Source organism: Cyclobacterium sp. L-R (genome assembly GCF_056859355.1).
The window spans coordinates 94675-115199 of the sequence record NZ_JBSXOH010000063.1 but is presented as its reverse complement, the minus strand read 5'-3'; the positions used below and the strand labels follow the sequence as shown (position 1 = coordinate 115199).

The 20525-nt window shown below is 37.8% G+C and carries 19 protein-coding genes; 9 read left to right on the top strand and 10 right to left on the bottom strand.

Features of this window, described 5'->3' with window-relative positions; all coding sequences use genetic code 11:
* Positions 1–130: 130 nt before the first annotated feature.
* The gene (locus AC13EX_RS09025) at positions 131–1474 is read right to left on the bottom strand and encodes a sensor histidine kinase (RefSeq protein WP_482892418.1); all 1344 of its coding nucleotides are present in this window, start codon (positions 1472–1474) and stop codon (positions 131–133) included.
* Positions 1464–2843 (bottom strand): sigma-54-dependent transcriptional regulator, encoded by a 1380-nt coding sequence (locus tag AC13EX_RS09020; protein WP_048642928.1) that lies wholly within the window; start codon positions 2841–2843, stop codon positions 1464–1466. Before AC13EX_RS09020 ends, AC13EX_RS09025 begins: the two co-directional genes overlap by 11 nt.
* Positions 2844–3043: 200 nt before the next feature.
* Here AC13EX_RS09020 and AC13EX_RS09015 point away from each other — a divergent pair, with 200 nt between their 5' ends.
* On the top strand, positions 3044–3472 hold the full coding sequence (locus tag AC13EX_RS09015; RefSeq protein ID WP_482892417.1) for an FKBP-type peptidyl-prolyl cis-trans isomerase: 429 nt from the start codon (positions 3044–3046) through the stop codon (positions 3470–3472).
* 55 nt (positions 3473–3527) lie between these two features.
* Here the strand turns inward: AC13EX_RS09015 and AC13EX_RS09010 are convergent, their stop codons facing one another.
* From AC13EX_RS09010 to rsfS, 5 genes are all read right to left on the bottom strand, one after another.
* Positions 3528–3962, bottom strand: a complete 435-nt coding sequence (locus tag AC13EX_RS09010; protein WP_482892416.1) for a hypothetical protein — start codon at positions 3960–3962, stop codon at positions 3528–3530.
* 152 nt (positions 3963–4114) lie between these two features.
* Positions 4115–4957: a hypothetical protein gene (locus AC13EX_RS09005; protein ID WP_482892415.1), complete on the bottom strand. Its 843-nt coding sequence runs from the start codon at positions 4955–4957 to the stop codon at positions 4115–4117.
* Positions 4932–5717 (bottom strand): UDP-2,3-diacylglucosamine diphosphatase, encoded by a 786-nt coding sequence (locus AC13EX_RS09000; protein WP_048644582.1) that lies wholly within the window; start codon positions 5715–5717, stop codon positions 4932–4934. The genes AC13EX_RS09005 and AC13EX_RS09000 overlap by 26 nt, the downstream gene beginning before the upstream one ends.
* 165 nt (positions 5718–5882) lie before the next feature.
* Complete coding sequence (gene ftsH, locus AC13EX_RS08995) at positions 5883–7919, bottom strand: ATP-dependent zinc metalloprotease FtsH (RefSeq protein ID WP_048642932.1); 2037 nt, start codon at positions 7917–7919, stop codon at positions 5883–5885.
* 67 nt (positions 7920–7986) lie between these two features.
* On the bottom strand, positions 7987–8340 hold the full coding sequence (rsfS, locus tag AC13EX_RS08990) for a ribosome silencing factor (RefSeq protein ID WP_048642933.1): 354 nt from the start codon (positions 8338–8340) through the stop codon (positions 7987–7989).
* A gap of 100 nt (positions 8341–8440) precedes the next feature.
* On the opposite strand from rsfS, the gene AC13EX_RS08985 reads away from it, so the two are divergent.
* The 4 genes from AC13EX_RS08985 to AC13EX_RS08970 all read left to right on the top strand — a co-directional run bounded on the left by AC13EX_RS08985 (position 8441) and on the right by AC13EX_RS08970 (position 12257).
* Positions 8441–9202 carry a biotin--[acetyl-CoA-carboxylase] ligase gene (locus AC13EX_RS08985; RefSeq protein WP_482892413.1) on the top strand — a complete coding sequence of 254 codons (762 nt, stop codon included), beginning with the start codon at positions 8441–8443 and terminating at the stop codon, positions 9200–9202.
* 66 nt (positions 9203–9268) lie between these two features.
* On the top strand, positions 9269–10588 hold the full coding sequence (gene ahcY / locus AC13EX_RS08980) for an adenosylhomocysteinase (protein ID WP_048642935.1): 1320 nt from the start codon (positions 9269–9271) through the stop codon (positions 10586–10588).
* 601 nt (positions 10589–11189) lie between these two features.
* Positions 11190–11585, top strand: coding sequence for a DoxX family membrane protein (locus tag AC13EX_RS08975; protein ID WP_339716950.1), 396 nt, complete (start codon positions 11190–11192; stop codon positions 11583–11585).
* A gap of 9 nt (positions 11586–11594) precedes the next feature.
* The gene (locus AC13EX_RS08970) at positions 11595–12257 is read left to right on the top strand and encodes a Crp/Fnr family transcriptional regulator (protein WP_482892436.1); all 663 of its coding nucleotides are present in this window, start codon (positions 11595–11597) and stop codon (positions 12255–12257) included.
* An 879-nt stretch (positions 12258–13136) separates the two neighbouring features.
* On the opposite strand, the gene AC13EX_RS08965 is transcribed toward AC13EX_RS08970, so the two are convergent.
* Positions 13137–13655 carry a DUF4372 domain-containing protein gene (locus AC13EX_RS08965; protein WP_482892435.1) on the bottom strand — a complete coding sequence of 173 codons (519 nt, stop codon included), beginning with the start codon at positions 13653–13655 and terminating at the stop codon, positions 13137–13139.
* 157 nt (positions 13656–13812) lie between these two features.
* On the opposite strand from AC13EX_RS08965, the gene AC13EX_RS08960 reads away from it, so the two are divergent.
* A complete protein-coding gene (locus AC13EX_RS08960; protein WP_482892411.1) occupies positions 13813–15882 on the top strand; it encodes an alpha-L-fucosidase in 2070 nt (689 codons plus the stop codon).
* Between the two features lie 126 nt (positions 15883–16008).
* The gene (locus AC13EX_RS08955) at positions 16009–16173 is read left to right on the top strand and encodes a DUF1328 domain-containing protein (protein ID WP_014021499.1); all 165 of its coding nucleotides are present in this window, start codon (positions 16009–16011) and stop codon (positions 16171–16173) included.
* 309 nt (positions 16174–16482) lie between these two features.
* Here the strand turns inward: AC13EX_RS08955 and AC13EX_RS08950 are convergent, their stop codons facing one another.
* Positions 16483–16866 (bottom strand): DUF3037 domain-containing protein, encoded by a 384-nt coding sequence (locus AC13EX_RS08950; protein WP_482892410.1) that lies wholly within the window; start codon positions 16864–16866, stop codon positions 16483–16485.
* Positions 16844–17638, bottom strand: a complete 795-nt coding sequence (locus tag AC13EX_RS08945) for a HipA family kinase (protein ID WP_048642940.1) — start codon at positions 17636–17638, stop codon at positions 16844–16846. Before AC13EX_RS08945 ends, AC13EX_RS08950 begins: the two co-directional genes overlap by 23 nt.
* Before the next feature lie 560 nt (positions 17639–18198).
* Here AC13EX_RS08945 and AC13EX_RS08940 point away from each other — a divergent pair.
* Both AC13EX_RS08940 and AC13EX_RS08935 read left to right on the top strand, forming a co-directional pair.
* Positions 18199–18771 (top strand): Crp/Fnr family transcriptional regulator, encoded by a 573-nt coding sequence (locus AC13EX_RS08940; protein ID WP_482892409.1) that lies wholly within the window; start codon positions 18199–18201, stop codon positions 18769–18771.
* A gap of 376 nt (positions 18772–19147) precedes the next feature.
* Positions 19148–20521, top strand: a complete 1374-nt coding sequence (locus AC13EX_RS08935; RefSeq protein ID WP_339716220.1) for a TolC family protein — start codon at positions 19148–19150, stop codon at positions 20519–20521.
* Positions 20522–20525 lie beyond the last annotated feature (4 nt).

Below are 20525 nucleotides of genomic sequence, written 5' to 3'. Positions count from 1 at the left end.
TGATTATGAAGCGATTATTATATAAGTGCTACCTTAATGAAGGTATTATGGGTAGGTGTGAAGAAAATGTTAATGGAAAAACTTAAACATTAGAAAGAAAGAATTTAATCGAGTAGCAAAATAAGCAAAATCAGGCGTTAAAGATTAATTTAAAGACAGTACCTTCCCCTACCTTCGACTTTACCTGTAAGTTACCTTTGTGTCTACGCATTATTTGCTTGGATAAACTTAGGCCTATCCCTGAGCCTTTTTGCTTGGTAGTGAAAAATGGAATGAAAATCTTGTTCATGGCTTCTTCCTCTATTCCTTTACCAGTATCCTTTACTTCAATAATGATCTTGCCATTGTCATCAATAAAGGCACCTAGTTTAATTTCTTTTAGCTTCGTGTCTTCTACCGCATGAATGGCATTTTGAGTCAAATTGATAAGTACCTGCTCTATCAAAGCACAATCTGCAAAAAGCAGCAGATCATTGGGGAGGATCTCTTTGGTGAATTTTATTTCCTTTTCTTCAAGCTGATTTTGAAAAAGTATGTCCAGTCGGTCAAATAGCTCTCTTATTTTTATTGCAGTAAACTTAGGTGTTGGCACATGGGCAAGGCTTCTAAAATCGCTTACAAAATTGATCAGCCCTTCACTTCTTTTTTCTATGGTGGAAATACCCATTTGATAATCCTGCAAATCTTCTTGTTCTACAGAACCTTTGCTTTTGATTTTACTTTTAAGGTCTGAACTAATGGTTGCTGCCAATGAGGAGATAGGAGCAATTGAATTCATTATTTCATGGGTGAGTACACGAATGAGGTTTTGCCAGGCCTCCATTTCCTTCTCCTCAAGTTCACTTTGGATATTCTGTAAGGATACCAACTTGAATTTAACATCCCTTAAAACCAATTCAATGGCATACACGGACAATTGCATAATTCCATCAGGATGCGCAATTTTGATAAGTTCGCTTCCCCCTGTTCTCAGATGGTCTATGGCTTGGTACAGCTCCTTATTGATTTTCGAGATCTCTTGAATATGGTTTAATTTATCTATGTTCAGCATGCGCTTGGCTGCAGTGTTTAAAATCTGAACACTGCCATCTGCTTCAAAGGTGATAAGGCCTATACTAAGATGTTGAAATACAGTGCGGAAATATTGGAAGTTGGCTTCTTTCTCTAGTTGGTCTTCTTTAAGTTTGGCTAGAATGGCATTGAATTCAATGTGCAAATCATCTGTTTCAGTTCCATCAAACTTTACAGGATATACGGTAGAATAATTGTTCTGTTTGATGTTATCGAGGAATTGCCTGACTTTTTTGAAACTGCTCTCTGCGTACCTTATCAGGAGAATCAATTGCACGAAGGTGAGAATGAAAAACAAAGAAATGGCAAATGCACCTGCATCCTTGGTGATAATGTAAGCCAGGAAAAACAGACTCAATGCAAGCACAAAGACCCTTCCCAGTAAACCGATTTTATAATCCATATTTTTCCAACCTTCTGTAAAGTGAAGCCCTTGTTAATCCTAATTCTTTTGCAGCCTTGGAAATATTGCCACTATTTTTATCTATTGCCTTTTGAATCATGTTCTTTTCCACCTCATCAAGGTTCAAAGAATTTGTATTGATCTTGTCATTCGTAGGTTTGGCCGAAAGGAAGAAGAAATCTCTGCTATCCAATTCCTCACCCTCAGCCATGATGATCGCTCTCTCAATCGCATGTTGGAGTTCCCTGATATTTCCTGGCCAACTGTACCTTTGTAATAATTGATGGGCACTGTGTTTTAAACCTTTGAATTGCTTTCGATATTTACTGGCATAAACCTTCAGGAAGTGCTCTGCCAAGATGGGTATGTCATCTTGTCGGTCTCTCAATGGAGGGAGAAATATTTCTACCGTATTGATTCTATAAAGCAAATCTTGACGAAAAGTGCTTTCTAAAATCATGTCATGTATAGGCATATTGGTAGCGCAGATCAATCGAATATCTATCGGAAGGGATTTATTGCTTCCTATTCTGGTCACCTCTCTTTTTTGAAGTACAGTGAGTAATTTAGATTGAAGTGGCATACTTAGGTTCCCTATTTCATCCAGAAACAAGGTGCCGTTGTCGGCTACTTCAAACCTTCCAGCCCTGTCTTCCTTAGCATCGGTATAGGCTCCTTTTTTGTGTCCAAAAAGCTCACTTTCAAAAAGGCTTTCCGTAATGGCCCCCATGTCAACGCCAACAAAAATCTCATCATGTCTCTCTGACTGCTCATGTATGGCCCTTGCTATAAGCTCCTTTCCCGTCCCATTCTCTCCTAAGATCAATATATTTGCATCCGTTTTTGCTACTTTTTCTATAATTGAAAAAACATTCTTCATAGAGGCACTATGACCTATGATTTCAGAAAAGGGTTTTTTCATATCGGCCTGCAATTGTTTCTGCCGACTAGATAGTTTGTCCACTTGATTGTAACTCTCTTTGAGCTTGATTGCTGCTGATAAAGTAGCTATCAATTTTTCATTCTGCCATGGCTTTAGGATAAAATCGGTAGCTCCTTCTTTAAGTGCTTGCACAGCCATTTCTACATCCCCAAAGGCGGTGATTAAGATGACGACTGCTTTTGGATCGATTTCCTTGATTTTTCTAAGCCAATGAAATCCTTCTTTGCCAGAAGTGGTGTCCTCAGTAAAATTCATGTCGAGTAATACGACATCATAATTATTATTATTGATCAAAAAGGGGATTCTTCTCGGATCCTTTTCTATGAAAACTTCCCGGGCATGTTTTTTCAACAACATTTTGGCCGCAAAAAGAAGGTCCTCATTGTCATCTACAATTAATATTTTGCCTAAATTTTTCTCCTCCATTGTTTTTGATTTAATAGTGCTGAAAGTATGCCAACAATTTATTCCTCAATTTAGCAAAAATTGTACGTTTTCTTCAGATAAAACGTACGAAAATGAACATTTTCTTTTCGTTTTCGAACACTATTACAATCCTTAGACCTTATTTTTTAATAGCCTGATATTTCTGTTACCTTTGTGCATCAAACAAAAAAATACAAACTATGTCTGTAGCAACTAAAGGAAATACCGTAAAGGTACACTACACAGGAAAACTGAAAGACGGAACTATATTCGATTCTTCACAAGATAGAGAACCTTTGGAGTTCGTTTTGGGAGATGGAAAAATGATAAAAGGATTTGACGTTGCCGTAGAAGGCATGAAAGTAGGAGACGATAAAAGTGTTACGATTCCAACTGATGATGCTTATGGTCCTAAAAGAGAAGACATGATGTTGGATGTTCCCTTGGATCAAGTGCCAGCCGAAATCAAACCTGAAGTAGGAATGGATTTATCTATCCAAAACCAACAAGGTCAACCCACTCCTGTGAAAGTGGTACATATTGATGATGCCAAAATCACTTTGGATGCCAATCATCCTCTAGCAGGTGAAGATTTGGTATTTGAAATTAAACTTGTTGAAGTAATTTAATTTCATTCATTATAGAAATACAAAAAGGACTTGATATCAAGTCCTTTTTGTATTTCTATTCATCCAAATTGGCCTCTTTTTCCATTGTGCCATGAGGATTGGCATAAATACTTTTTGTCTTGTTGTACTTGGCATTACCAACTTCCACTACAAAGATTCTACTGTTAAGGTGGGTGAAGTCATAATTCTTTTGTAATCCATCATCCGGTAAAAGTTGATCCTGTAGGATTAAATTCCCCAATATGTCAAAAATTTTCACATTGGTTAATTGAGCATTAGGTTTGTCAAGTACAAGCTTAAATTTTTTGTTACCTATAGACTGTAAGTTAAAATTGATGGTAGGGGTATTCAACTCCTTCGGGAATGAAATTTTTGTTTCAAAGGACCTACTAACACTCTGGGCCACAGCAGAAAATTTCCCCGGGAAGGAAAGGACTAAAAAAAGGAGTATAATTATCGTTAACCTAGCGGTATATTTTTCTTCATTCATTAATGTGCAAATTGCAAAAATCGATCCGAATAATTTTAAAAATTCAACTTTAATTAATATAATTTAACAAAATTATAATTAATTAACGAACTATTTACCCTAAAGCAATAATATTTAGTTTGTTTTATGTAAGTGGTAGAATTTGGCCTGTATTAGAAATCTTTTGGTCGTTCAAATGCAACCACTTTTTTTTTATTGGCCAATAGGAGTTGTTGATAGGACAAGGCCAGTTTATCTAAATAATAACCCTCAGGAAGGGGAAAGAGTTTAGCTTTTTTTGTAAGGTAATTTGTTTTAAGTATTTCATTTCCCTCTACAGTATAGAAGAAATCATCTTCAATTACAGCTCGTTTACTAGTCGAAAGGACTATTTTATCAATTAGATTGGCTTGATTATCAAAAATATACATGCCATCATTGGCTACCTGAAGAAATACTAGATTGTATCTTTCCATCAGCAATACTATATCCAGGTCATTTTTCTGAATTATCGTATTGATGGATTGGGCTTGTAGAAGTTCGTTATTGCTGAGATTGATTTTTTTCAGTTTTAGGTCTGATTCGTCATAAACCCAAAGACTATTGTTATTTCCAGGGCTGGCATGACTTACCCAACCTAAAACACCTGTTTCTCCAATGGATTTGTTGATGATAGGGTTTAAGAACCTGTCCAGGATTTCAAATCTTTGTAAGGATGCACTGAAAAGGAAAAGGCTAACCGTATTGAAAGGGTCTAAATGTGTTACAGGTGCACTCAGGGAGCTTGCCAACTGATTAATCTTTTCTCCTTTAGAATTGTATTGAGAGAGGTATCCCTGCTTATCAGTTATAAATACATTTCCTTTGCCATCTGTAGCTGTTTTATCAATGTCTGCTACCGTGACTTCCCATAACTTTACCCAATCCTCTTTCTGCCCAATAGAGGCCAAGGGGAGAAGAGTAAGCGCCAGAAACCAAGGGAGTATGAAGTCAATTCGCTTTAATCGCATAGCCATTGTACTGCTTTAGTTGAAAGCTCATGCCGTCGAATTCACCATAATAACATTGGTTGACCCATTCCCCAAGATTAAAATATACGGAGCTTTCATTTATGGGTAAATTCAAAGGCAGGTGCCTGTGGCCGAAAACATAATAATCAAAATGAATTTTGCTTTCTATCTCCTGGCTATATTGAAACAACCATTCATGGTCTTTTCCCTTATACTCATCTTCCTTTTTCAATTCATTGGTAAGTCTGCTGTTTTTGGACCATGCCTGTGCTATGGCGATACCAATATCTGGATGCAGCCATTTAAACATCCATTTGCAGGCACTGCTGGTGAAAAACTTTTTAAGAAGTTTGTATTTTTTATCACCTGGACCAAGACCATCTCCGTGACCGACAAGAAATCGTTTTTCGTTAATGATTATTTCTTGGGGATGTTGAAATACAGGAATGCCCAATTCTTCTGAGAAATAATCCTTCATCCATAAATCATGATTTCCCGTGAAAAAGAACAGTGGAATACCCTTGCTCCGCAACATTGTGATTTTGGCAAAAAACCTAAAGAATCCTTTTGGAATAACCTTCTCGTATTCAAACCAGAAATCAAATATATCCCCTACAAAAAAAATCGCAGCAGCATCTTTCTCAATTTCATCAAGCCATCTTACAATTTTTTCTTCCCTTTGTCTGCTGGACAATTCATCCGGCGTTCCTAGATGAAAATCAGAAACAAAATAAACTTTTTGTGCTCCTTTCAGAGCAATTATCATAGTGTTTTCTTGATTTGTAGCGCTTGGAGATGATGGCATGGCTAATTTATTGTCGATTTTACGGAATAAAATTACTGCTTACTACTAATTTATACTATCAAATTTTAAATAAAAAAAGGAGGGTTGCCCCTCCTGATTATTTACTGATTTAAAAGACATTGAAATTTAGTCTTTATTTTCTATAACATCCTCTTTTTCATCATCTGTATCAGAAGTCTGATCTTTAGGCTCTTCGAGGGTCTTTACCTCATCCGTGTTTTTGGTAAACTTCTCGTAAGTAGTCTCTTTGTCAAAAGGTCTTTTACCAATCAGGCTTTCTAAATCTGCCTGAAATAAGATCTCTTTTTCTAGGAGTTCCTTAGCTATTTTCTCCAACTCCATCTTTTTGTCTCTCAAGAGCTCTAGGGTTTTAGAATAAGCATGTTCTATCAATTTTCGAACTTCTTCATCTATTGTTTGAGCAGTATTCTCAGAGTAAGGTTTGTCAAATTTATATTCACCTCCTTTAGAGTCATAGAAAGATACATTGCCTATTTTATCATTCATCCCATATACTGAAACTATTGAATAGGCCATTTTAGTAATTCTTTCCAAGTCACTCAAAGCACCTGTAGAGATTTTTCCAAATGTAATTTCCTCAGCAGCTCTACCGCCTAATGCCATACACATCTCATCAATAAGCTGTTCTGTTTGATATAGAAACTGTTCCTTTGGAAGGTACTGAGCATAGCCTAGCGCAGCTATTCCTCTTGGTACAATACTTACTTTTACCAATGGATCTGCATGTTCTAAAAACCAACCGGCAACAGCATGTCCAGCTTCGTGGTAAGCCACAATCTTTTTCTCTTCTGGAGATATAATCTTGTTTTTCTTCTCTAATCCACCAATCACTCTATCCACAGCGTCTTGGAAATCTTGCATGTCCACAGCGTTTTTATTGCGCCTAGCAGCTATCAATGCAGCTTCATTACAAACGTTAGCAATTTCAGCACCTGCAAAACCAGGCGTTTGAGCCGCTAATTTTTTTGGTTCAATGTCATCTGCTGTCTTGATCGGTTCAAGGTGAACTTTAAAGATGGCTTCTCTACCTACGATATCTGGTTTGTCTATGCTTATCTGGCGATCAAATCTACCAGCTCTTAAAAGGGCACTGTCTAAAACATCTGGACGGTTAGTCGCTGCAAGAACGATTACACCGGAATCCGTTCCAAATCCATCCATTTCTACTAAGAGGGAGTTTAGTGTATTTTCTCTCTCATCATTTGATCCTGGCATTTGACCTTTGCCTCTTGATCTACCTATGGCATCTATTTCATCAATAAAGATAATACAAGGTGCTTTTTCTTTGGCTTGCTTGAACAGGTCACGTACCCTAGCAGCACCTACTCCAACAAACATTTCTACAAAGTCAGAACCAGATAGGGTGAAGAAAGGTACACCTGCTTCTCCTGCCACAGCTTTGGCTAATAAAGTTTTACCTGTACCTGGAGGGCCTATTAGCAGGGCACCTTTTGGTATCTTACCACCTAATTTGGTGAATTTGGCTGGTGTTTTAAGAAATTCTACAATTTCTTCTACTTCTTCTTTTGCTTCGTCTAGTCCGGCAACATTGTCAAAGGTTATTTTCACCTTATTCTCTGCATCAAATAATTGAGCTTTGGATTTACCTACGTTGAAAATCTGTCCACCTGGACCGCTAGGGCCGGACATTCTACGCATCATCATCCAAAATAGGAAAAATATCAAAATCAAAAAGCCAAAGCTTGAAATCCAGTTGCCCCAACTTTCTTCTTCTTTAGCAGAGTACCCGATTCTTTCACTTTCCGGCAGCTTTTCTTCCAGTTGGGTATAATTCTCTATGAAATTATCGACCGAAGCGATTTTAATTTTATAGTGTGGTCCTGTTGGATTGGAGAACCTATTTTGACTTTCTAGTTCGTCTTTGTACCTCTGGTTTTCCAGAGCTTCCTCCTTGAGGGTGACTTCAACATAGTTTTGGTTAAATATGACGGTTACTTTTTTTACATCACTACTTAAAACCATGTCCTCAAAGCGTTTCATGGTAATTTCAACAGTGGCTGTATTTTGATTGAACCAAGTTACGCCGATGAGGACGATCACAGCGGTAATAATCAACCAGAGCTGAAAGTTTGGCTTTTGGGGAGGTTTAGGAACAAATTTTTTAGATTTATTATTACTCATATCGGTATTTTTAATGCTTAAATTTTTTTAAAACGAATTAGATAAAGGAATGTTTTTATCTACATGGTTATTGAGGATTAATTTTGGTGATCTTCGCATCACCCCAGAGCTCCTCTAATTGGTAAAATTCCCGCTTATCTTTTAAGAAAACATGAACAACTACATTTACATAGTCCAATAGAACCCACTGGCTGGTGCTTTTCCCTTCACTCATCCAGGGTTTTTCTTTATTCGCTTTGTAAACTTCTTCTTCGATCGCGTTGGATATACCATCCACCTGTGTGTCGGATGTGGCTGAACAAATCACAAAAAAATCAGTCATCGTGCTAAAGATATCCCTCAAGTCCATCATTACAATGTCAGAAGCCTTTTTATCTTCCATTCCTTTTACTATAACTTTGCACAGCTCTTCTGCCGTCATATGTTTATTTATGGTGTATTTTAAATTTATTTATTTTTTATCCATAACTTGAGATGAAACAATAAATATCCAGATTATGGGATGAAATAACTAATTATAGATGCATAAAATCCTTGCCAATACTGTTTTTTTAGGAAAAGAAATTATAAACCTGACAGACTGTCATTCTACTAACGAGGTTGCCCTTTCTATGGTTCGCTCAGGCTTGGCAAAAGAAGGGGCAGTTGTTATCACCTCAAATCAAACCAAAGGCAAAGGGCAACGGGGTAATAAATGGATATCCCCACCCGGTCAAAACCTGACCTTTAGCATGGTTTTTACCCCGAGATTTTTGTCTATTGATGAGCAATTCATGCTAAATATGGCGGTTGCAATAGGCGTTCAGCAGGGGCTTGATACTTTTGTAAAAGATGTCAAGTTGAAATGGCCCAATGATTTTTTTCTGCATGACAAAAAGTTAGGGGGAATGTTAATTGAAAACCGATTGCAAGGAAGGTTCCTTGAATCTTCAGTAATAGGTGTGGGAATCAATATAAATCAAATCGAATTTGATATAGAGAATGCTGTCTCCTTGAAAAGCTTAACAGGACAGGGATTTGATTTAAATCAAGTTTTGTTTTCAGTATTAGAAAAGGTAGAGCAGCAATACCTGAACTTAAAAAAGGAGTCTTATAAATCGATTAAAGACCAATATCAGCAGTTAATGTACTTGAAAGATGAGTGGGCAACCTATGATGATGGGGAAACTTTTAAAGGGAAAATCATTGGGGTTGGAAATTATGGACACCTTGAAATGTGTAAACAAAATGGAGAGGTAAGCCGTTATGAGCTTAAACAAATTAGGTTAGTTAAAAATAGCTGACTTTCATTTGTGTTCACTTATAACTAAATTTGTCAAAAATTTCCTAGAAACTATATAATTTTAAATATGTCAGCGACAAAATCACAGGAATACGTTCAATACAAGGTAAAAGATATCTCACTTGCCGCTTATGGGCGGAAAGAAATTCGACTTGCAGAGAGTGAAATGCCAGGACTTATGGCACTCAGAGAAGAGTTTGGAGAATCACAGCCATTGAAAGGAGCCAGGATTGCAGGATGCCTTCACATGACTATACAGACTGCTGTATTAATTGAAACTTTAGTTGCTTTAGGTGCTGAAGTTACCTGGTCTTCTTGTAATATCTTCTCTACTCAAGACCATGCGGCAGCAGCTATTGCAGCGGCAGGGATAAGTGTTTACGCTTGGAAAGGACTTTCTGAGAAAGATTTTGATTGGTGCATCGAACAAACCTTATTTTTTGGAGAGGAAAAAGCTCCTTTGAACATGATTTTGGATGATGGTGGTGATTTGACCAATATGGTATTGGATAAATACCCTGAATTGGTAGGAGATATAAAAGGACTTTCTGAAGAAACAACTACTGGAGTTCATAGACTTTATGAAAGGATGAAAAATGGTACCCTACCAATTCCTGCAATAAACGTAAATGACTCCGTTACCAAATCTAAATTTGATAACAAATACGGTTGCAAGGAATCTCTGGTAGACGCCATTAGAAGAGCAACTGATATTATGATGGCAGGTAAAGTGGCTGCTGTAGCTGGATATGGAGATGTTGGAAAAGGTTCTGCCGCATCCCTTCGTGGAGCGGGTGCAAGAGTTATTGTTTCTGAAATTGATCCAATATGTGCCCTTCAAGCTGCCATGGATGGTTTTGAAGTGAAAAAAATGATTGATGCAGTAAAAGAAGCAGACATTGTAGTGACTGCTACTGGAAACAAAGACATCATTACGGAAGCTCACTTTAGAGCCCTAAAAGACAAGGCCATTGTTTGTAATATTGGTCATTTTGACAATGAAATTGATATGGCCTGGTTAAATGGGAATTATGGTCATACTAAAGATGAGATCAAACCTCAGGTAGATTTATACAATGTAGACGGCAATGATATAATTGTTCTTGCAGAAGGTAGGCTTGTCAATTTAGGTTGTGCAACTGGTCATCCTTCTTTTGTAATGTCCAATTCATTTGCTAACCAGACCTTGGCGCAGTTGGAATTGTGGACCAATACAGATCAATATGAAGCTGGGGTTTATGTGCTTCCAAAGCATTTGGATGAAAAAGTGGCTGAATTGCATCTTAAAAAATTAGGCGTTGTGTTGGATGAATTATCCGAAGAACAAGCTGAATACATTGGCGTAAGCAGTAAAGGACCTTTCAAACCTGATTATTACAGGTATTAATTGGTTTTTAATATTTGATAAAGAAACCTCAACCTTAAGGGTTGGGTTTTTTTTATTTAACGCGAAATAGCCCGCAGCCTGTGAAAATGGGCTCAGAGGCTTTAACCCGAAATATGCAATAGACCTTCTATTACGTGATGGAATCACTTTTATATCAGTCATTTTCGACTTCACCATAGCGGTGATATGACTCAGTCTCCAAATAGCCTGATTTTATTGTGATTACGACACTTCCCGTAAACACGGGACAGGCTTCACCCCTGACTATTGTCAGGACGGAGAAATCCTATTACATAATCCGGGTTTAATTTCTACCATTTCTTACCTTTTATGCAAATGTTTAAATAAAAATCACCTGGAATAACCAAGCCTAATGATTGATTCTGTAATTTGAAGAAATTATTTTAATGCGGATTGAAATTTGGGCTTTCCTGACTTATTTTTAAAAATTTATAACAGTTTTGGGAAGAGTGGGCATATTGGGATTTTTATTGCATCTCGTTGTGTTATAATTTAGCTTAACCAGCTGAGAAAAAATCGAATTGCATTAGCCAGAAATTGAATGGTTTTTAACTTAACTATTTAAAAGAACTAGCATTTTATGAAATCAATGTCTTATGTTTTTATCCGCTTAGGGATTGGGATTAGCATGTTAGGCCATGGCTTGGTGAGGATTCCAAAGCTAACTGCCTTTAGTGAGGGTATGCTTAATAATTTTAAGGATTCACTTTTGCCTAACTTTATGTTGATTCCGTTTACCTATGCTTTACCGTTTGTAGAGTTTTTAATTGGCTTCCTTTTAATTCTTGGTTGGCAAACAAAAAATGCAGCAGTAATAGGTGGAGTATTAATGCTGATATTGATCGGAGGAACAAGTTTAATAGAGAATTGGGGTGCTTTGCCTTCTCAAATGATTCATCTGTTGTTTTTTGTTTTGGTTTATGAATTTAATCAGTCCAATACTCTGGCATTGGACAAATCGCAAGGCAGCAATTAGGACAATATGATTACAAAAGAAAACTTATCTAGTTACTTACCTTTTTTCTCAGATTCCCGACTTTTAGAGGCGCTGACAAAAGAGGGTAAGATTATGAACATTAAAAGTGGGGAGGCGATAATTGAGCCAGGCCAATTCATTAAAATGGTTCCCATATTACTTTCAGGGAGTTTAAAAGTTTTGCGTTTGGATGAAGAAGGCAAAGAATTGTTGTTGTATTATATAGACCCGGGAGAAACCTGTGCTTTATCCCTTACCTGTTGTTCTTCCTACAGGCCAAGTGAAATCAGGGCGGTAGCAGAAGAGGACAGTATGTTGCTAAGTGTTCCTGTGGATCAACATGAAAAATGGACAGAAGAATTTAAACAGTGGAAAAATTATGTTACTGATTCTTACAGGATTAAATTTCAAGAGTTACTAAAAACCTTGGATGCTGTAGCGTTTAAGCGCATGGATGAACGATTGATGCGCTATCTGGTAACAAAAATGAAGCAATTGAAAACCAATGAGCTTTATACCACACATCAGGAAATCGCCAATGAACTTGGTACCTCGAGGGAGGTTGTTTCAAGGTTACTTAAACAGTTAGAGAAAAAGAAGTGGATCGAATTGGGTAGAAACGTCATCTATATTAGGGATGATTTTGAAGAGTTGATCAGTAAATTTAATTGATTAAATGAATTTAAATCATGCAATAGAATACCATTTACACGCTGAATAATTTTAGATTAAACGATTGTTGTTTTAAAGTTACAAGCAAGCATTAACTGTCTTAACTTGTAAATAGTCAGAATTTTTTGTGAACTTATTTCTATTTAAACACCATAGCTGAGGTTTAATTCACAATATTAAGCAGAGAAACTTTTAACATGTATGGATAGCTACTATCCTATTTTTTTTATAAAGCAATGGATTAATAAAACTTGATCAAGTAGGAGATGCATGGGTATTTTGTCCTAATTATACTTTTGGTGTGATCCTTTTTGATCATACCGATTTTTCTGTTACTACCATCAGTGAGCCGTATGAAGGTATGCGATTAAATAATTTCCAGTTAAAACAGTATTGCCCCATTCCAGTGGATTGGTATTGTTTGGCACTGATCATGGAGGTATTAATATTGTCGATAAGTATAAGAAACAAGTAAGGTATTTGTTAAACCCGAAATATGCATTAGACATTCTATTACGTGCTGAAATCGCTTCAAAATCAGCCACTTCGTTGCTGTTTTCAATATCACCATAGCGGTGCTAGGCTAAAATCTTCAAATAGCCTGATTGTCTTGCGATTGCAACACTTCCCGTAAACACGGGACAGGCTATCACGAATCCTATAAGGGCGGAGAAATCCTATTACATAATCCGGGTTTAATCCGGAAACAGGGTATCAAATGGATTATTTAGCCAACCCAGAAGAGAACTCCTCTGGATTGAGTAGCAATGAAGTTTCAGACTTGATCAGAGATGCAGAGGGGTGGTTTAGGTAAGTACGAATAAGGGATTATGTTATTTTGATGAGCAATCTGAGCACTTTGTGGTTTTTAAGCGACGATCACCCTTTTTTAGGGGGATTGTAAGCCCCCTTGTTGTCACCGACACTCCCTTCGGTAATATTCACGTTAACAGGGAGTTTTCCTTCATATTCCAGTAGCGTATGCATCTTTACTGCTCCCTTTTTGGTACGGAAAGTAGCCCAGTCAAACACCGTAAGGCAAAGGCTAATCACTGTGGCGTCTAGCAAATAAACAGGGCCCTTGATCCTGAGTTTGGACCTTTTGACAGATGCCTGCTGTCCTAAACTTCCCAACAGAGAATAATAAAGGTCCCTGAAAAGGTCCGAATCCCTTCGTTTATTTTGATAGCTGATACTTGATTTGGATGGGGCTTTGGTAAGGCCAAGATGGTTAAAGTTCCCAGTGGCAGACTGAAGCCCATTGGAAATCTCCCTTACCGTTGTGCTCTTGGCAAAATGGCAGAACAACATCGAAAACCAGGTGCGTCCAGCTGTCAAATCCTTTGCAGCCCTTTTCGGTTTGCTTTTCCTTAACCAATTTCTTGAAAATAGAACGATCAATCTTTTTTATAATCTGTGAAAACAATGTAATATTACACATTAGAGGTTCGTGTTTTTTGGTGCAAACCCAAAAAAACTATTTTGGGCAAAAAATTGATCCTCTCATTTTTTTATTTAGGACGCTATTGATCTTCTCAATATCAAAAAAACAATAATGAACAGTAAATTATTTCTTCTCGGCCTTTCAATTTTCTTTTTTGTGAGCTGTCAATCCTCACAAACAGATCCTATTAATCCAGTACTTCCCATCCCAGATGAAAGGCAACTTGCCTGGCAGGAGATGGAGTTTTATGCCTTTGCCCATTTTAATATGAATACCTTCACCAATATGGAATGGGGTATGGGCGATGAAGATCCTGCTATGTTTAATCCTACGGATTTTGACCCCAAACAGTGGGCGAAGGTTTGTAAAGAGGCAGGGATGAAAGGGATCATAATTACAGCAAAGCACCATGATGGTTTTTGCCTTTGGCCTACAGCTACCACCGAGCACTCTGTAAAAAATGCGGTTTGGAAAGATGGTAAAGGAGATATTGTCAAAGAAGTAGCTGAAGCATTTAGAGCTGAAGGCTTGAAGTTTGGGGTATACCTTTCTCCTTGGGATAGAAATAACCCGGATTATGGCACTCCAGAATACATTGAAGTGTTTAGAGCCCAACTAAGGGAGTTGCTTACCAACTATGGGGAGATTTTTGAGGTTTGGTTTGATGGAGCAAATGGTGGTTCCGGTTATTATGGGGGAGCCAATGAAGAACGCAGGGTGGATAAAAAGAATTATTACGATTGGTCCGGGACGATTGAAATTATCCGGGAACTTCAGCCTCAGGCTGTGATTTTCGGAGATGCAGGCCCTGATGTTAGATGGGTAGGGAATGAACATGGTTTTGCTTATCCGACTACCTGGTCCAATCTTATGAGAGATTCTATATACGGGGGAATGCCGGAATATTCAAAGAAATATTCCTCCGGTCAGGAAAATGGAACCCATTGGGTGCCAGCAGAAGCGGATGTGTCTATCCGTCCAGGTTGGTATTACCATCCTTATGAGGACCATAAAGTGAAATCACTCCCCGAGTTATTGGATATTTATTACAACAGTATAGGAAGAAACAGCTCTTTATTACTTAATTTTCCTGTAGATAGAAGAGGGCAGATTCATGAAAATGATGTGAAACAGTTGAAGAAGTTGGTAGCCAAGGTGAAGGAGGATTTTAGCCAAAAAATACCGTTAAAAAGCAGTAATCTTTCTGCTTCATCTGAAAATGGTCAATATTCTGTAGAAAATTTATTGAATTCAGAAATGATGACTTTCTGGAGTCCAAAGGCTGGTGAACTGCCGGCTTCTGTTACCATTAACTTTGATGAAGCCCGGACCTTCAATCGGTTTTTGGTTCAGGAAAACATTTCATTGGGACAAAGAGTGAAGTCCTTCGAACTTGAAATCCTAAATGAAAATAAAGAATGGAAAAGTATAGCCAAAGAGACAACCATTGGCTACAAAAGAATCCTCAGACTTCCTGACACAAAGGCAATGGCTGTAAAATTTACCATTCATAATGCCAAAGAGAGTCCCGTAATAAGTCATCTGGCTTTCTTTGATGCACCCAAACTATTATTGCCACCGGAAATTTCCAGAGATAAAAACGGAACGGTAGAATTGAATGTGATAGAAGGGGGACTAGAGGTGTATTATAGCCTTGATGGGCAAGATCCTATAAAGTCAGGTAAGGTTTATAGCGAAGCATTTTCAGTAATGCAACCTACTAAGTTGAAGGCAGTGACCAAAGATCCAATTTCTGGAAAATTCAGTGAAATGATAGAAGTTGATCTCCAATTGGCTAAAAAGAATTGGAAAGTAATAGGTGGAGGAGAGAATGCTGGTAATCTTATAGATGAAGACCCATCTAGCAATTATGTAAGTGATCAAAACCTAGCCACCATAGACCTGGGAGAAAAACAGGAGGTTGCCGGTTTCACCTATTTCCCCATGCAGAATAGATACATGTCGGGCCTGATTAAGACCTATGTGTTTTATACCAGTATGGATGGGAAAAGCTGGCAAAAAGCTGGAGAAGGTGAGTTTGGGAATATAGCCAATAGTCCCATTGAACAAAGAGTGGAATTTGACCCCAAGGAAGCAAGGTTTATCAAGTTGAAAGCAAAAAGCACAACAGATGGTCAACCGGCTAGTTTTGCTGAACTGGGCGTGCTATTAACTCAATAAAACAAAAAAGTAGCGCAATAGAACAAAAGAGGTTAAAGTGATGGTAGATAAGGTAAAAGACAGAATCTTGGATTGGTTTTTGTCTTTTGGTTTGGAAATAAATTTTAACCAAAAACCACTGATACTATGTTAACTTGGGTAATCACATTTCTAGTAGTCGCTTTAATAGCTGCCGTTTTAGGTTTTGGAGGAATTGCCTCCGGATTAGCCTCTATTGCTAAAGTAATATTTTATATATTCATTGTCTTGCTGCTGATAAGTCTTGTAGCTGGAGGAGTAAATGGATTTTAAATAGAAAAACCCATCCGAATTGTATATTCGGGTGGGTTTTTTATTTACTTTTTCTTGCTGAATTTCCAGACAAGAAAATACGAAGCTTAAACACGAAATATGAATTGACATTCTATTACGTGCTGAAATCGCTTTAAAATACCCAATCGTTGCTGTTTTCAATTTCTCCATAGCGGTGCTATGCTAAAATCTCCAAACGACCTGATTGTCTTTCGATTGCAACACTTCCCGTAAACACGGGACAGGCTTCACCCCTGACTATTGTCAGGACGGAGAAATCCTATTACATAATCCGGGTTAAATTATTCTCTACAATACATATTCTTCAAATAGCTCTTGCAAAGTTTTGCTCAGGTCTTTACTCAATCCTGGGTGGGGTCTTGAGGTTTGGATTACAGAACTTCTCACGGCGGTCAGCCACCTGAAGCGTGAAGCCAGGTCCATTGTTGCAACTTGTCCTCCATTAGATTTTCCATCACAAATTTTTTCGAAAGAACTCAAGTTCAATTGGATCATTTCAATGTCAGCATCTGGATCTAATGCCAGGATCTTTTCCCTGGAAAGGTGAATTTTCACCCCTAAAAAGCCACTTTTGTGGTCACACAAAATAACGCCCACATTTATAAACTCTTCGCGTTCCACCCTTGGTACTACGCGCAAGACCGCATATTCATATAATTGATTTTCTTGCATCGTTTGCTTCTTTGGTGAATTGATCCGCATAAGACAATCTTAGCTTTAGAAAATCGGCATAAACCGTTCGTAGTTCCTCAGCATTTTCCCCATCTCTTCCTGCTAATAACCACTCATCAGGTATCAGAGAAACAATGGCGTTAATCTTATCCTCATTTAAAATAGAAGTGAATTCATCATTGACCTCAGCCAATTTTTCAGCTTGCTGGAGTAGCACATGGTTGGTAATAATGGGAAATGACTTGGTCGCATTTTCTTTCCATCTTGTCCAGCCGTGTTGAAACAAAAATGCAGCGCCATGGTCAATGAGCCAAAGCTCTCGGTTCCACATTAGCATATTTGTGTTCCTAAAAGTCCGGTCTACATTTGTGATAAACATGTCTAACCAAACAATTTTTGAAGCCAGTAATGGATCAACCTTTGAAACCAAAGGATCAAAATTGATGGCACCGGATAAGAAATGCAAAGCCAGGTTTAAGCCTTGGCTGCCCTTTAATAAATCCTGTATCTCTTCGTCTCCTTCAGATCTGCCAAATGCAGGATCCAGGTTGGCAAAGACAAGCTCGGGAATTTTAAGCCCTAGCAATCGTGCGATCTCTCCGCCAAGGAGTTCTGCTATCAATGCTTTTTCACGTTGGCCTGCACCTCGGAATTTCAATACGTAATTAAAACCATCGTCAGCAGCTGCAAGGGCTGGAAGTGATCCACCTTCCCTTAATGGCTGCATGTACCTGGTCACATTTACTGTACGCAATTGTGGTAATTGTTCCATAAATCTTTTAAATATGGGTTTGCATGGAAATAGCATAAACCCTTTATACCTGCAATTTGGGGCTAATTAATGAACTAAACCTGAAATAGGGAACAGAATTTTAAATTAGGAGCGAAAATTACTTTTAGCCAACTATTTTTTTCTTGTTTAAGCAAAACAAGATTACACAGGCTCCCTAAAATCAACTTATTTTTTTGTAGCTTCACCTTTGTTAAACCCGAAATATGCAATAGACATTCTATTACGTGCTGAAATCGTTATAAAATCAGCCACTTCGTTGCTGTTTGGAGATTTCACCATAGCGGTGCTATGATAAAATCTCCAAACAGCCTGATTTTCTTGCGATTGCAACACTTCCCGTAAACAAGGGACAGGCTTCACCCCTAACATTGTCAGGGCGGAGAAATTCTATTACATAATCCGGGTTAAATTTCCACTATTAGTTAGGTGGGAAATAGCCTAAGAGCTGTGTATTGCCTGATCAATGAACTGATAACTGTAGAAACTTTGCTAGGGAATTGTGCCTTTGGTACTACCATTTCCCGATACCCATGACATTTATGAACATTTCCGATTTTTTGAAAGCATTGGTACCTTTTACAAATGATGAGCTAGATGACATCCTCAAACATTTTAAAAAAGAGGCTGTCCCAAAGAATCAAATTCTTGTTCGCCAAGGAGAGGTTTCTAAAACCTTGTACTTTATAGAAAGCGGACTGGGTAGAAGTTATTACCTTAATCAGGCGGGTAAGGAAATCACCCTATGGTTTTTCGGTAGTGGTAAGTTTATGGCCAGTGCAGACAGCTTTTTCCAGCAATGTCCCAGTTTGTATTTTATTGAAGTTTTAGAAGATACTGTGATATACAGTATCACAAAAGAAAAGCTGGATGAATTGTTTGACACCTATCCAAAAATGGAAAAGCTTGGAAGGCTGGTCACCACTGAAATGCTTACCAAAGTAGTGAATAAATTAAATGCCATTCAATTTCAAACAGCCAAAGAAAGGTATGAATACATGCTTGCTGAGTTTCCGGACATTGTTTATCAAGTCTCTTTGGGCCATATCGCTTCCTATTTAGGTATGACGCAGGAAACATTAAGCCGCATCAGGAAAAGCAATTCGAGTAAATAATTCATACTTGAAAAGTCTTTATTAATATCGATCACTCATAACAAACAAGATTGTTAGGCTTTTTTCGGCCTTCAAAAGTTATGCTTATTGGAGAAAGTGGATATAGAGATGCTAAGTAAAAATCTCCAAATTTCCTGATATTCTTATGATTGGATTCCTATCTGAGAAAGCCCAGGTATTCCTAATGATAACCCGGATTCAAAAAAAAAAATTCTGGCGATGTTTCATGCTAGCTTTGATCTTTCCGTCAATAGGTAGTGATAAAAGACGCAATTTTAACCTGTTTGCCATTTCCATGTTTCACTTTTTGATATAGGTCAAAAGATAACCGCTGTTTCCTAAGGATCTTTGTATTGTAATTATAAAACGATTTACAATGAAACCATACAAAGGAGCATTTGCGATTCTATTGATTTTTCTTGCAACGGTGATGCCTTCGGTAACAAAGGGGCAGCAACTAGATCCAATATTGAAAGGACTGATCAATAAAGGGCTAAGTAAAAGCCAAACCGTCAATGGTAAATACCTTGATGCAGAACAGGCTGGAATTGACCAAAAATTGGCAAAATCGGTATTCTTGCCCAAAATTACTTTAAACGGTAGTTATACCCATTTGAATGATGACATTACTTTTGATGAAAATACAAAAAACCTGTTAACGGAGACCCAAAAGCTTGTTATCAAAGACGCTGTCGGATTACCTTTTAACTCAACTTTTCCAAATACCCTTCCACTTCAGGAGGTGCCGGTTTTACAAAACCAAAATATTCTGAGGTCATCGGTAGATGTAGATTGGGTATTGTTTAGCGGGCTGGAAGCAAGCAATGCACTCCAAGCGAGCAAACACAAGGAAGCCTCTCTGAATTACTTAGGGATGGCGGAGGAAGATAAAATCGCCTTACAAATCATAGAAGCCTATGATAAACTTGCTTTGGTAAGAGCATCAAAAAAAGTGCTCACTACTTCAGAAGACTATTTGAATGAACAGGCAATCTATGTCAGTAAGGCCATCGAAAATGGTCTGGCAACACCCATCAGTCGAAATAAAATTGAACTGGCGAAGCAACAATTGGAAGCCAAAAAGCTTGAATTTGAACACAATAATACCCTGTTGATAGAAGTGCTTCACCAGCTTACCGGTGAGAGTAGAGCAGATTTAAAAATGCTCCAACCGCAATTGCATTCTTTTTCCGTGGATGCAGATTCCAATTGGGAGAAACGCAATGAAATCAAAGCCTTAGAAGAGGCCGAACAGGCGACTCAATACCAGGCCAAAATGATAAAGAGCAATTTCATTCCTAAAGTAGCCATGAAAGGTCACTATGAATTTATTGAAGAGAATTTATCACTACTAGATCCAAAATGGTATGTAGGGGTAGGGCTAAAATGGAATGTCTTTGATGGCAACCAATCACGATTAAAAAGAAGAAAAGTTCAACTAGAGACTGCCAAGTATAGAGAACAGATTGAAGAGGCCAATGAAATGATTGAGTTAGCAATATCCAAAGCTGAAATAAGCTATGAATCGGCCTTATTGAATACTAAAATAGTTAAAAAGGAAATTGAATTGGCCAATGAAAACTATGAGATGGTGAATACTCAATACAAAAACAACCTGGCCTCGATCAATGATGTGTTGGATGCTTTAAATGATGTTGAGAAAGCCAATTTCAAATTGCAGGAATCTTATTTTAAAGAACGCCGCGCTGTGGCAGACCTGCTTCATGCCAAAGGAATACTTAATTACTAACCCA